Source organism: Streptomyces sp. NPDC056452, assembly GCF_042796085.1.
Taxonomy (GTDB): domain Bacteria; phylum Actinomycetota; class Actinomycetes; order Streptomycetales; family Streptomycetaceae; genus Streptomyces.
The window spans coordinates 61,590-74,031 of record NZ_JBHTRI010000007.1 but is presented as its reverse complement, the minus strand read 5'-3'; the positions used below and the strand labels follow the sequence as shown (position 1 = coordinate 74,031).

10 protein-coding genes and 1 tRNA gene are annotated in these 12,442 nt (G+C 69.0%); 8 read left to right on the top strand and 3 right to left on the bottom strand.

Features of this window, described 5'->3' with window-relative positions:
- The 8 genes from ACFQ6X_RS09330 (at position 1) to ACFQ6X_RS09295 (ending at position 7,932) form a co-directional block, all read left to right on the top strand.
- Complete coding sequence (locus ACFQ6X_RS09330; RefSeq protein WP_383178814.1) at positions 1 to 873, top strand: 2-aminoethylphosphonate ABC transporter permease subunit; 873 nt, start codon at positions 1 to 3, stop codon at positions 871 to 873.
- Positions 860 to 1,657, top strand: a complete 798-nt coding sequence (locus tag ACFQ6X_RS09325; RefSeq protein WP_383178356.1) for an ABC transporter permease — start codon at positions 860 to 862, stop codon at positions 1,655 to 1,657. The genes ACFQ6X_RS09330 and ACFQ6X_RS09325 overlap by 14 nt, the downstream gene beginning before the upstream one ends.
- Before the next feature lie 33 nt (positions 1,658 to 1,690).
- Positions 1,691 to 2,752, top strand: a complete 1,062-nt coding sequence (locus ACFQ6X_RS09320; protein WP_383178353.1) for a 2-aminoethylphosphonate ABC transporter substrate-binding protein — start codon at positions 1,691 to 1,693, stop codon at positions 2,750 to 2,752.
- A 176-nt stretch (positions 2,753 to 2,928) separates the two neighbouring features.
- Entirely contained in the window at positions 2,929 to 4,392 is a 1,464-nt protein-coding gene (locus tag ACFQ6X_RS09315) for an alkaline phosphatase family protein (protein WP_383178811.1), read from the top strand.
- A 118-nt stretch (positions 4,393 to 4,510) separates the two neighbouring features.
- Positions 4,511 to 5,305: an HAD-IIA family hydrolase gene (locus tag ACFQ6X_RS09310; protein WP_383178350.1), complete on the top strand. Its 795-nt coding sequence runs from the start codon at positions 4,511 to 4,513 to the stop codon at positions 5,303 to 5,305.
- An 86-nt stretch (positions 5,306 to 5,391) separates the two neighbouring features.
- The gene (locus ACFQ6X_RS09305) at positions 5,392 to 5,937 is read left to right on the top strand and encodes a hypothetical protein (protein WP_383178347.1); all 546 of its coding nucleotides are present in this window, start codon (positions 5,392 to 5,394) and stop codon (positions 5,935 to 5,937) included.
- Position 5,938: 1 nt separating this feature from the next.
- A complete protein-coding gene (locus tag ACFQ6X_RS09300; protein ID WP_383178344.1) occupies positions 5,939 to 6,616 on the top strand; it encodes a class F sortase in 678 nt (225 codons plus the stop codon).
- Positions 6,617 to 6,885: 269 nt separating this feature from the next.
- Positions 6,886 to 7,932 (top strand): glycoside hydrolase family 6 protein, encoded by a 1,047-nt coding sequence (locus tag ACFQ6X_RS09295; RefSeq protein ID WP_383178341.1) that lies wholly within the window; start codon positions 6,886 to 6,888, stop codon positions 7,930 to 7,932.
- Between the two features lie 61 nt (positions 7,933 to 7,993).
- On the opposite strand, the gene ACFQ6X_RS09290 is transcribed toward ACFQ6X_RS09295, so the two are convergent.
- From ACFQ6X_RS09290 to ACFQ6X_RS09280, 3 genes are all read right to left on the bottom strand, one after another.
- Complete coding sequence (locus tag ACFQ6X_RS09290; protein ID WP_383178338.1) at positions 7,994 to 9,928, bottom strand: galactose oxidase-like domain-containing protein; 1,935 nt, start codon at positions 9,926 to 9,928, stop codon at positions 7,994 to 7,996.
- A complete protein-coding gene (locus tag ACFQ6X_RS09285) occupies positions 9,925 to 11,835 on the bottom strand; it encodes a glycosyltransferase family 2 protein (RefSeq protein WP_383178335.1) in 1,911 nt (636 codons plus the stop codon). The genes ACFQ6X_RS09290 and ACFQ6X_RS09285 overlap by 4 nt, the downstream gene beginning before the upstream one ends.
- 448 nt (positions 11,836 to 12,283) lie before the next feature.
- A tRNA-Lys gene (locus ACFQ6X_RS09280) sits at positions 12,284 to 12,357 on the bottom strand.
- Between the last annotated feature and the right edge of the window lie 85 nt (positions 12,358 to 12,442).

The window sequence follows — 12,442 nt, the reverse complement described above, 5'->3', positions numbered from 1 at the left end:
GTGGTCGCCGGGGACGTCCGCCGGGGTTCGGCGGCCGGCGGAGTCCCGCGCCGGCGCACGGCGGCCTGGATCTGGGCCCTGCCCCCCGTGGCCGTCCTCGCGCTCGTGTTCCTCTATCCGCTGGCCCTCGTCGTCCAGCAGTCCGTCACCCCGGACGAGGGCGGCACCTCACTCACCCCGTACGCGGACGTCTTCGCCTCCGAGTCCTTTCGTTCGGCGCTGACGACCACTGTCCGGCTCGCCGTCGGATCGACCGTCGGCTGCCTCGTGCTCGGGTTCGCGCTGGCCCTGGTCATCGCGTTCGTGCCGTTCCCGGGCGGCAGGGCGGTCGCCAGGTTCATCGACGTCTTCCTCTCGTTCCCGTCGTTCCTGATCACGCTCGCCCTGCTGTTCATCTACGGCGCGGTCGGCATGGCCAACGGCCTGTGGACCGATGCCACCGGAGCGCCCGAGGGGCCCTTCCACTTCCTCACCACCCCGTGGGGCGTACTCCTCGCGGAGATCACGTACTTCACCCCGTTCGTGATGCGGCCCCTGCTCGCCGCCTTCTCCCAGATCGACACCGCGCAACTGGAGGTGGCGTCCTCACTGGGCGCCCGCCCCGCACGGATCGTGCGCACGGTGATCCTCCCCGAGGCCCTTCCCGCGCTCGCGGCCGGCGGCAGCCTCGTCCTCGTGATGTGCCTCAACGAATTCGGCATCGTGCTGTTCACCGGGGCGAAAGGGGTCACCACCCTGCCGATGCTCGTCTACGGCAAGGCGATCCTGGAATCCGACTACCCGGCCGCCTGCGTGGTCGCCGTCGTCAACATCGCGATCTCGGTCGGTCTCTACAGCCTGTATCGGATGGTGAGCCGCCGTGCTGGTGCATAGCCGAGCCGGGAAGTGGGCCATCTGGGCCGTCTTCCTCCTCCTCTTCGTCCCGCTGTTCGCGGTGCCGCTGCTGGTCGTCGTCGCCGCCTCGTTCACCACGAACTGGTCCGGCGCCTTCCCCTCCGGGCCCACCACCGAGCACTACGCGGCCGCCACCGGTGGCGACTCCCTCCAGGCCCTCACCACCAGCCTGGTCACCGCCCTCTGCGCCAGCCTGCTGGCCCTCACCGTCGGCTCCTGGGCCGCCGTCGCCGCCGCCTCGCTGCGCAAGCGGGGCAAGAGGTTCCTCGACGCGCTGTTCATGCTGCCGGTGGCCGTGCCCTCCGTCGTCGTCGGCCTCGCGGTGCTCGTGGCGTTCAGCCGGCCTCCGGTGCTCCTCAACGGAACGCGCTGGATCGTGATCCTCGCGCACACCGTTCTTGTCACCGCGTTTGCCTACCAGTCGGTTTCGGCCGCGATCGTACGTCTCGACCCCATGTACGAGCAGGCGGCCGCCGGCCTCGGCGCGCGCCCCTCGTACGTCCTGTGGCGGATCAAGCTGCCGCTCCTGCTGCCGTCGCTCACCGCGGCCGCCGGGCTGTGCTTCGCCCTGTCCATGGGCGAGTTGAGCGCCACGATGATGCTCTACCCGCCGGACTGGACACCGCTGCCGGTGCAGATCTTCGCGGCCACCGACCGTGGCTCGCTCTTCACCGGAGCCGCGGTGGCCGTGGTCCTGATGGGCGCGACGCTGCTCGTCCTGCTCGGCGTCTCCCGCATCCGGACCAGAGCCTCGTACCGCTGACAATCCCGCTCACTTCCAGGAGATACGACACCCATGCGCAAGAACCTCCTCACCCCGGTGGCCGCCGTCACCGGCAGCCTCGCACTCGCCGCCACCCTGACCGCCTGCGGCGGCTCCTCGGCCGCCTCCGACGAGAAGGTCGTCACCGTCTACAGCGCCGACGGCCTCAAGGGCGAGAACGGCGACGGCTGGTACGACAAGGTCTTCAAGGACTTCGAGAAGAAGACCGGCATCAAGGTCGAGTACGTCGAGGGCGGCTCCGGCGAGATGGTGCAGCGCGCCGTCCGCGAGAAGTCCAACACCCAGGCCGATGTGCTCGTCACCCTGCCGCCCTTCATCCAGCAGGCCGACTCCAAGGGGCTGCTGAAGGCGTACGAACCGGCGGGCTCCGAGCAGGTCGACGGCGCGGACAAGGCCGCCGACGGCAAGTGGACCTCGGTCGTCAACAACTACTTCGGCTTCATCTACAACAAGAAGGAGCTGACGACCCCGCCCAAGAGCTGGGAGGAGCTCCTGGACGGGAAGTTCAAGGAGAAGGTCCAGTACTCCACCCCGGGTGTCGCGGGCGACGGCACGGCCGTCCTCATCAAGGCCATGCACGACTTCGGCGGCAAGGCGCCGGCGATGGAGTACCTGAAGAAGCTCCAGACCAACAACGTCGGCCCGTCCGCCTCCACCGGCAAGCTCGCACCCAAGGTGGACAAGGGCGAGCTGCACGCGGCCAACGGTGATGTCCAGATGAACTTCGCGCAGTCCAAGGACATGCCGAACCTCGGCATCTGGTTCCCCGCGAAGGGCAGCGGCAGGCCCACCACCTTCGCCCTGCCGTACGCGGCCGGTCTGGTCGACAAGGCCCCGCACAGCGAGAACGCCAGGAAGCTGCTCGACTTCATGCTCTCCGAGCAGGCCCAGAAGGACGTCAGCGCGGTCGGCGGCGGCTTCTCCGCCCGCAAGGACATCAAGGCCACCGACTCGAACGCGACCGAGCTCGGCAGGCTGATCGAAGGCGTGGAGATCTTCGAGCCCGACTGGTCCGATATCGGCACCAACCTGGACAGCTACGTCGATGCCTGGAAGTCGGCGACGGGTAGCTGACCGTTGCCGCAGCATTCACCGCACAGGTGTGGAACGCCGGTGAAGCGCAACGAAATCATAACGGGTCTGTACCCATGCTCAACTCACCGTTCATGACGGGGAGTTGAGCACCACCAATCGTCTCCCTTCCCTCGGAGGACCCTGTGTCCGCAGGACTGTCCCGCCGTACGCTCCTCATGGGCGCCGCTGCCCTCGCCACCGCCGCCGGGCCGCTCTCCGCAACCGCCGCGCGCGCGGCGGCCCGCACCCCCAAGGTCCTGGCCATCGGCCTGGACGGCGCCATGCTCGGACGGATCAAGGACGCCACCGCACCGAACCTCGACGCGCTCATGGCGTCCGGGCTCACCTCGGGCAGCGCGATCTACGCCAACCCGCTGGCGCCCACCGTGTCCGGCCCCGGCTGGTCCACCGTCATCACCGGTGTCTGGCCCGACAAGCACGGTGTGAAGGACAACAGCTTCACCGGGAGCAAGTTCTCCCAGTACCCCGACTTCCTCACCCGGATCGAGACCGCGAAGCCCGCTCTGTCGACGTACGCGGTCGCCTCCTGGAGCCCCGTCACCGACACGATCTTCTCCTCGAAGGTCGACACCCGTGTCTCCACCCCGGCCGCCGAGTACGACACGGGAACCACCAGCCGTGCCGTCGCCGAACTGAGGAACGGCAACCGGGACGCGGTCTTCGTCCATCTCGACAACATCGACCACGCGGGCCACAGTCACGGCGCCGCGAGCCAGCAGTACCTCGACGCCGTCCGCACCGCGGACGCCCAGATCGGCCGGCTCGTCGCCGCCGTCACCTCGCGGGCCTCGTACGCCTCCGAGGACTGGCTCATCATGGTCACCGCCGACCACGGGCACACCGACGCGGGCGGCCACGGCGGCTCCAGCGCCGGTGAACGGCAGACCTTCCTCATCGCGAGCGGCGGCGGCATCTCCGCGGGCTCCGTCCGCCACGACATCAAGATGCCCGACCTCGCCGCCTCCGCCCTCGCGCACCTCGGCATCGCGATATCCCCGTCCTGGAACCTGGACGGCCGTCCTCTCCAGCAGCCCGCCCCGGACGCCTTCGACGCGCTCCGGCCGCAGCTGACGACCCGCGTCGACGAGACGGGCATCGGGGCCGGAGTCCTCGGCTTCACCCACACCCCGCCCGCCGGCTGGACCATCGAGAACGGGGCGATGGGCACCGGCGGCATGACCGAATGGCGCGGCTGGACCTTCACCACCGACGAGTTCTGGACCGCTGCCGAACGCGACCAGTGGCGCGAGTCCAACGTCCGCGCCCGCAACGTCTTCGCCGTCGCGGACGGCGACGAATGGGTCGACAGGAGCTACACCGGCACCTTCGACTCCACCCTGGTCAGCCCCGCCTGGCCGGTCACCGGCGGTTCCACGGCGGTCCTGCGCTACACCACGCACTACCGCCAGGAGGCCCCGCAGAAGGGCGAGGTCCTCGTCTCGTACAACGGAGGCGCACCCGTCTGCGTGAAGACGTACACCGCCGACGCCGTCGCCAAGGACGAGACGATCACCCTCCAGGTCCCGTCCGGCGCCACGGAGGTCAAGGTCCGGTTCCGCTACACGGCGGGCAACAACTGGTACTGGGTCGTCGACGGGGTCAAGATCAGTTCCTCCTGACCCGAGAGTTCCGCCCGGTCGGACCGGCAGCCTAAAATCAAGGACGTCGGCGCTGCACAGCGCGGTGCCGCCGGCGTCCGGCACCCAGTGCACAGTGCGTACGGCAGGAGCCCGTCCCATGGCAGAGCGCAAGCCGATCGAATCCTGGCTGACCGACATGGACGGGGTCCTGATCCACGAAGGCACGCCGATCCCCGGGGCCGACGCCTTCATCAAGCGGCTGCGGGAGTCCGGACTGCCGTTCCTGGTCCTGACCAACAACTCCATCTACACGGCCCGAGACCTGCACGCCCGCCTCAAGCGCATGGGCCTGGACGTGCCGGTGGCGAACATCTGGACCTCCGCTCTCGCGACCGCCCAGTTCCTGGACGACCAGCGGCCGCAGGGCACGGCGTACGTCATCGGCGAGGCCGGACTCACCACCGCGCTGCACGACATCGGCTACGTCCTCACCGACCACGAGCCCGACTACGTGGTGCTCGGCGAGACGCGTACGTACAGCTTCGAGGCGCTCACCAAGGCGATCCGGCTGATCAACGGCGGGGCCCGCTTCATCTGCACCAACCCGGACGAGACCGGCCCGTCCGCCGAGGGCCCGCTGCCCGCCACCGGCTCCGTCGCCGCGCTGATCACCAAGGCCACCGGCAAGGCCCCGTACTTCGCGGGCAAGCCCAACCCGCTCATGATGCGGACCGGGCTCAACGCGATCGGCGCCCACTCCGAGACCTCCGCCATGATCGGCGACCGGATGGACACCGACGTGCTCGCCGGTCTCGAGGCCGGGATGCAGACGTTCCTGGTGCTCACCGGGCTCACCACGCACGCCGACATGGACCGCTACCCGTTCCGGCCGTCCACGGTCGTCGACTCGATCGCGGACCTGGTCGACCTCGTCGACCTGCCCGTGGAGTAACCGCCCGGGGCCGGAGGTCACCCGACCGGCCCACAGGGGATGCGGGGAGCAGTGACGCAGGTGAATCTGCCATCAGGAGGTTTACGATGCGTTCACTGCCCATCACGTTCTGTGCCACATTGGCGGCCGCAACCATAGCCCTGCCCGCGTCCACCGCACTGGCCGAATCCGACAAGGACCACAAGGGTTCGGTCTCGGTCACCCCGTCCACCGTCTCCCCCGGCGGGGAGGTCGAACTCTGGGTCGACGCCTGCGGCAAGAGCAGGTCGGCCACGGGGAACTCCGAAGCCTTCGTCTCCGAAGCGCGCTTCGCACCGGCCGACGGCAAAGGCCTCTTCGCCGAGGCCCGGATCCGCTCCGACGCCGCACCCGACGACTACGAGGTCTGGGTGACCTGCAAGGACGGCCACGGCAAGGCCACCGGCACGTTCACCGTCGTCCACCACAGCCGCCCCTCGCCCGTCGCCCCCGTCCGGGCCGGCGGCGGAGGCACCGCGGCCCTCGCCGAACAGGCCGGCGAGCAGAGCGGTCCCGGGACCCGGCACGCGGTGATCGGACTCGCCCTCGGCGCCGTAGCGGCCGTAGCCGTCGCGTTCCGCAGTGCGCGCCGCCGCCGTTCGGCGCTGGACTGACATGCCTGCCTCCGACCGCCCCGCAGGCTCCGGGCGGTTGCTGACCGGTGTCGCGTGGGCCGTCCTCCTGCTGGGACTGTGGCTGTGGGGCCGTGAGGCCACCGACGGCAGCTCCGCGCCGACGACCGGCGATGTCGCCGCGGTGGGGCGCCCCCTGGGCGTACCGCTGCCCCCGGCGCACGACCCCCTCGACGGGGCCACACCGCAGCGGGTCGAGATCCCCTCGATAGGGATCGAGGCACCCGTCGTCGGACGCGGCCTCGACACCTCGGGGGCCATCGACCCGCCCCCGTTCGAGATGCCGCAGACCGTCGGCTGGTACGACAGCGGCACCGAGCCCGGCACCGAGGGCGCCGCGCTCTTCGTCGGCCACGTCGACACCGAGACCAAGCCGGCCGTCTTCTACGGGCTCAGCGCGGCCCGGCCCGGCGAGAAGATCCGGGTGAGCCGGTCCGACGGGACGGTCGCCGAGTTCACCATCGACGACGTCCAGGTCGTCACCCGGGAACGCTTCGACGCCAAGAAGGCCTACGGTCCCCGCGAGGACGGGCGGGCGGAGCTCCGGCTGATCACCTGCGGCGGTACGTACGACCGCAAGTCCCACGCCTACACGGCCAATGTGGTCGTCTCGGCGTATCTGACGGGCGAGAAGCAGGGCACGGGCAGGAGCCGCGTCTGAGGCGGACCGTACACGGGCCCGGCCGGCGGCCCGCTCCCCCTCGGAGTCGCCGGCCGGGCCGGTCCTCGACCGCGGTGCCCGGACTGCGGGAGAAGCCCGGCACAGCACGGGAGGTCGGTGGTCCGCACTGCAGGACACTGTAGGGCGGGGGACCGGTGCGGCCCAGTGGGTTTTTGACAGGATGTCCGGGTCCGGAGGAGGCGTCCGCCGCCCGGACCGCTGTGCCAGGATGGATCCGACCGGTAGTACATCGCTGCGAGGGGGAATGGATGTACGGCAGTTACACCGGCCGGTCCGACGTGCGCACGCGCGCGAGGACGACCGGGCTGAGGACCGGTACGGCAGCCGCGATCGGGGCGGTCCTGCTGCTCGCCGGGTGTTCCTCGTCCGGTGACGGGGACAAGGGCGCGCCCACCGCCGTCGACCAGCAGCCCAAGGGGAGCGACCCGTACTGGGTCAACCCCGACGGGAACGCGGCGAAGCAGGTGGCCTCCTACGTGGAGGACGGCGACAGGAAGAACGCCGACCTGATCCGGAAGATCGCCGAACAGCCGGTGGGCGAGTGGATCGGTCCGGAGAATCCGCAGGAGGCGGCGAAGGGCTTCACCGAGGCGGCCGAGAAGGCCGACCGGGACGCCCTGCTGGTCCTCTACAACATCCCGCACCGGGACTGCGGACAGTTCTCGAAGGGCGGGGCGGCGGACGGCGATACGTACCGGGCCTGGGTGGAGAGCGTCGCCCGGGGCATCGGGGACCGCCGGGCGACGGTCGTCCTGGAACCGGACGCCGTACTGCACCTGGTCGACGGATGCACCCCGCAGGAGTTCCACGAGGAGCGGTACGACCTGCTGAAGGGCGCGGTCGTGCGGCTGAAGAAGCAGCCGGGCACCACGGTCTACGTGGACGCGGGCAACGCGGGGTGGCAGACGCCCGACGCGCTGTTCCAGCCCCTGCAGCGGGCGGGCGTCGCGGAAGCCGACGGATTCGCCGTCAACGTGTCCAACTTCCAGACGACGGCGGCCAGTACGGAGTTCGGCAAGCAGCTGTCCGCGAAGGTGGGCGGCAAGCCCTTCGTGATCGACACGAGCCGCAACGGCAACGGCCCGTACGACGGCGGCGACCCCGCGGAGAACTGGTGCAATCCGCCGGGACGGGCGCTGGGCGAGCCCCCGACGACCGAGACGGGCGACGAACTGGTCGACGCGTACCTGTGGGTCAAGCGGCCGGGCGAGTCGGACGGCGACTGCAAGGGCGGACCCAAGGCGGGCGACTGGTGGGCGGAGTACGCGCTCGGTCTGGCCCGCAACACGAAGTAGCCGAGGGCCCCGTGCGGCCTGAGCGGCCGCACGGGGAGCCTTCGGCCTTCGGGCGACAGACCTAGGGGACCTCGACCCAGGTGCCCTCGGACGGCGTGCCCTGGTCGTCCGTGACGAAGAGCATGTACCAGCCCGACGGGACCAGTGCCCGGTTCTTCGGGACCGTCACCGTGACGCTGTCCGCGGACTTCTCCAGGTCCAGTGCGATCGACCGCTGGTCCGTGTCCGTGACATGGGTGACCGCACTGGGCCGCATCAGCTTCGCCGAGGCGATGGAGGACGCGTGCTGCGTGGTGAACAGCCCCGTGCCGCCCCGCTTGATCCGCTTCGGGCCCGCCGTCAGCTCCGGGCGGGCATCGCGGTACAGGTACGGCGGCGTGTAGATCTCGATGCGCTGCTCGAACGTGCCGGGCCGCGTGTTCGCCGCGTCCGAGTAGAGCGAGTCCGAACCGAAGATCATCACCCGTCCGTCGGGCAGCAGGACCGAGCCGGAGTGGTAGTTGCGGCCCACCGCCGGGTCCGCGACCCGCTTGTACGTGTCCGTCTTCGCGTCGTACAGCCGGGCCTGCAGGCTGTCCGAACCGCCGCGCCCGCGGTAGTCGTTGGAGCCGCCCGTGACCAGCAGGGAGTCGTCGGGGAGGAGGGAGGCGCTCGGGTAGCGGGTGCCCTCGGACAGCGACGCGCCGTCCTTGAACCTGGGGTCGTCCTCCCGGAGGTCGACCAGCCGCGACTTCTCGCTGGACTTCTCGGACTCGCCGACGCCGCCACCGCCGATCACCATGAACTTCTCGTCCTGGGCGGGAGGGAGCCGTACGGTCGCCGACGTCTCCATCTTGTCCGGGTCGCTGAGCCCGGGGATCTTCTCGAACTTGTTGGACTCCAGATCCCAGATGCCGGGGGCGCGGCCGACGTTCGCCGGTCCGTAGCCGGCGTTGGAACCGGAGTAGAAGAGCTTGCCGCTGTTCAGCAGGAAGACCGCCGGGTAGGTGGGGAACTTCCGGACGATGCCGGTGTACTCCCACTCCTTGGTCTTCGGGTCGTAGACCTCGTCCTTGCCGGGGACTATCTGCCCGATCTCGTCCAGGCCGGAGAGCGCGAGGACCTTGCCGTCCTTGAGCGTGGTCAGCGTGGGGTACCAGCGGGCCTCGTTCATCGGGTCGACGGTGATGTACTTCTCCGCCACCGGATCGAACTCGTAGGCCTCCTTGATGCCCTGGAAGTCCTTCTTGTCGAGGGCCAGCTTCTGCGCGATTCCGTATACGTTCCGGGTGTCGGAGCCCGACAGGCCCGCGATCCGGTAGTTGTCCTCGGTGCCCGTCTCGTACTTCGCACCGGACTTCTGCGCCTCGACGTAGATCCGGCCCAGCCCCGGGTCGTTGCGCAGGAAGGCCCCGGTCTGCTTGTCGAAGACCTTGGTGGCCTTCTCCACGAGCACCGGGTCCTTGGTGACGAACGTCCTGCCGTTCTCCTTGCCCGTGAAGCGGGTGCCCGCGGGCAGCGTGATCGGCTTGTCGGGGTCCTCGTTGTGGACGATCATCAGGCCGCCGGCCTTGGTGACGTCACCCTCGAGCTTCTCGTACTGCTTCGTTCCGCCGGCTATGAGGAGCTTGCCGTCGGGCAGTTGCGTGTGGCCCGCGCAGAACATGTCCTTGGGTGTCGGGATGTTCTTGTACGTGTTCGCCTTCGGGTCCCACAGCACGGAGCGGAAGCTCTTGGCGTCGAAGTTCTTCTGGTTGTTCCCCGAGCCCGCGACGAGCAGCACCTTGCCGGTGTGCAGCAGCGCCGCGTGGATCGTGTTGATCCGGAACTCGGAGGGTATGTCCAGGAAGTCCCAGTGGCCGTTCTCGGCCTTGTACTCCGGCTTGTTGATCGTGTACTCGTGGTAGCGCTCGGTGCCGACGCGGTACAGCCACGGACCGTTCGCACCCGCGAGCGCCAGAACCACCGCCGTACTGATCGCCAGACGGCGGGTACGGCGGCTCGGACGGTACTTCATGTCTTACGTCCCCCAAGGGCGATCTGCATGGTCTGGTCGTTCCCCGCCCAGGTGGGCTGCTCCTGCGGAGCGTGCTCGGGCCGGGGGGTGTCGGGGCCGCCCCGGCGCTTCTTCTTCTTTTCGGCACGGACGGTGTGCCGCCAGCCGAAGATCGGTGCCGCGGTGATCAGCAGCGCCAGGCAGGCCCAGGTCAGCATGGCCGGGTGGTTGTGCCCGTTGAAGAAGGACGCGGCGATCGACCCGCCGAAGACCAGGATGAAGAACAGGTGGATGCGGAAGGTGCCGAAGAGGGTGTCCGGGCTGGACGAATCGCCCTTGGGCGTCACCACGAACGAGCTCTTGCGGCGCAGCACGGCGTCCATCAGCGAGCGTGCGTAGATCGGCGCGGAGAGTGCGGACATCACCATGCCGGCGAGGCCGCCGGAGCCCTCGGGCTCGTGCGGCGAGACGTTGTGGCGGCGGTTCCAGATGTAGAGGCCGATCTGGAGCGCCGAGGCGTTGCCGTACAGCATCATCCAGATCACCGGGTCGATCTGCACACCGGAGGCGCCCATGCCCAGGAACAGGGCACAGCTCAGTGCCGCGAGGATCCAGTTCATCGCGGACATCGGATAGAAGATGATCATCATCGTGTAGTTGAAGAGCTTGCCCGCGGGGAGGGAGCCCCAGCCCTTCCAGTACTGCTTGAGGATCGTCTCGTACGTACCCCGGGACCAGCGCAGCTGCTGGGTGAAGAAGTCCGTCCACGCGGTCGGGCCCTCGCCGACGGCCAGGACGTCCGGGGTGTAGACGGAGCGCCACTTCTTGCCGGTGAGCGGGTTGCGGTGGCGGTGGATCTCGAAGCCGGTGGCCATGTCCTCGGTGATCGAGTCGTACAGACCGCCGATCTGCTTGAGGGCCGAGATCCGTACGGCGTTGCTCGTGCCGACGAACATGGGAGAGCCGTAGCGGTTGCCGGCGCGCTGGATCAGCGCGTGGAAGAGGAACTGCTGGGACTCCGCGGCCTTGGTGACGAACGTGTCGTAGTTGCCGTAGACCTGCGGGCCGATGACGAAGCCGATGTCCGGGTCGCGGAAGTAGCCGAGCATCCGCTCCAGGTAGTTGGGCAGCGGGACGTGGTCGGTGTCCACGGACGCGAAGAAGTCGTAGGCGTCGCCGTGCGCGTCGAGCCAGGCGTTGTAGTTGCCGTGCTTGGTCTTGGCGCGGTGCGGGCCCTTGGCCTGGTTCCAGTGCGCGACGCCCTTGCGGGAGAAGTGGTGCACCCCGAGCCGGGCGCAGACCTCCTTCACCGCGGGGTCGTCGCCCTCGTCCAGCAGCCAGACGTGCATGAGCCCGCGGTGCCTGATCCTCACCGCCGCCTCGAGCGTCTTCGTCACCATCTCCAGGGGCTCCTTGCCCGGGACGAAGGAGGTGAGGAAGGCGACCCGGGTGCCGGTCTCCGGGACGACGGGGACCGGGTCACGGGCCACCAGCGTCGCGTGTGCGTTCGACAGGACGTTCATCGTGCGGAAGAGCTCGATCAGGCCGATCGAGACGAGCATGACGATGTCGAGGATGAGCAGCGTGTCGTTCTTGAGGTTCGGGTCGCGCTCCGTCCAGTGCTCGGGCTGCATCAGCCAGGCGAACAGGCCGAGCGAAAGGAGCGGTGCCGCGCCGAGCAGCAGGGCCGCGCGGATCCGGTGCGGCTCCTGCGAGAGGAGCGAGCGGAACTGGACCGTGTAGGGCCGGGTCGGGTCGGGCTGGGTCAGAGGCCCGGCGAGCCGGCTGTAGTGCTCGTAGTCGTAGCGCGGCAGCGCCTTCTTCGTACGCCGCCGTGATCCCCCGGTGCGCAGCTGCGGGGGTATCCGCAGCTGTGTCGTCCGGGAAGGGTCGTGGTCGTGCCGGTCGCCTGGCGGCGTCGACGTCATGGTCATCCCCCCGCACGCAAGCTGTCTGCGTGGTTGTTCGGTCATTTCGTCCGCGCGGCCGGGTCCCCTCGTTCACCACGTCCGCACTCTGTGAAGGGCCACCGTCCACAGAGACATGGAATGGAACCCTTCCGGTTGCATGATGCCCCCTCGGCATCAGCGCCCGAGCGGGACCCCCACCCCGCGGGGAAAGCAACCGGAATGCTTGCTTCCGTCGTCTCAACTGCATGAGTCCGAAGCCTCCTTGGAGTCGACGGCACCAGGACAGGTTGTCCGACCTGTGGCGTGATCGCAAGGGTGAAACAGGCTGTTTACCGGGCATACGCACGATTTGGGTGACGTGTGTGAAGGGGCGTGCGGAGGTGGCCGTCGGCGCCACGGAACCGCCCTGCCCCCAGGCATACGAACAAGACCCCCTCACGCTCGGTGAGGGGGTCTTGCTGTTGCGTGCGCCGTCAGGGACTCGAACCCCGGACCCGCTGATTAAGAGTCAGCTGCTCTAACCAACTGAGCTAACGGCGCCTGCTGACCTGGAGAACTCTACCCGATCCGCCGGAGTGCTCCTGACCGATTCCCGGCCGCTCCGGCCTGTCGGATGGTCGTTTTT

Excerpts from the sequence above, each read along its gene's own strand:
- ACFQ6X_RS09315 (WP_383178811.1), top strand. The coding sequence starts at position 2,929 with ATGGGCGCCGCTGCCCTCGCCACCGCCGCCGGGCCGCTCTCCGCAACC.
- ACFQ6X_RS09300 (WP_383178344.1), top strand. The coding sequence starts at position 5,939 with ATGCCTGCCTCCGACCGCCCCGCAGGCTCCGGGCGGTTGCTGACCGGT.
- ACFQ6X_RS09305 (WP_383178347.1), top strand. The coding sequence starts at position 5,392 with ATGCGTTCACTGCCCATCACGTTCTGTGCCACATTGGCGGCCGCAACC.
- ACFQ6X_RS09320 (WP_383178353.1), top strand. The coding sequence starts at position 1,691 with ATGCGCAAGAACCTCCTCACCCCGGTGGCCGCCGTCACCGGCAGCCTC.
- ACFQ6X_RS09295 (WP_383178341.1), top strand. The coding sequence starts at position 6,886 with ATGTACGGCAGTTACACCGGCCGGTCCGACGTGCGCACGCGCGCGAGG.
- ACFQ6X_RS09290 (WP_383178338.1), bottom strand. The coding sequence starts at position 9,928 with ATGAAGTACCGTCCGAGCCGCCGTACCCGCCGTCTGGCGATCAGTACG.
- ACFQ6X_RS09310 (WP_383178350.1), top strand. The coding sequence starts at position 4,511 with ATGGCAGAGCGCAAGCCGATCGAATCCTGGCTGACCGACATGGACGGG.
- ACFQ6X_RS09285 (WP_383178335.1), bottom strand. The coding sequence starts at position 11,835 with ATGACGTCGACGCCGCCAGGCGACCGGCACGACCACGACCCTTCCCGG.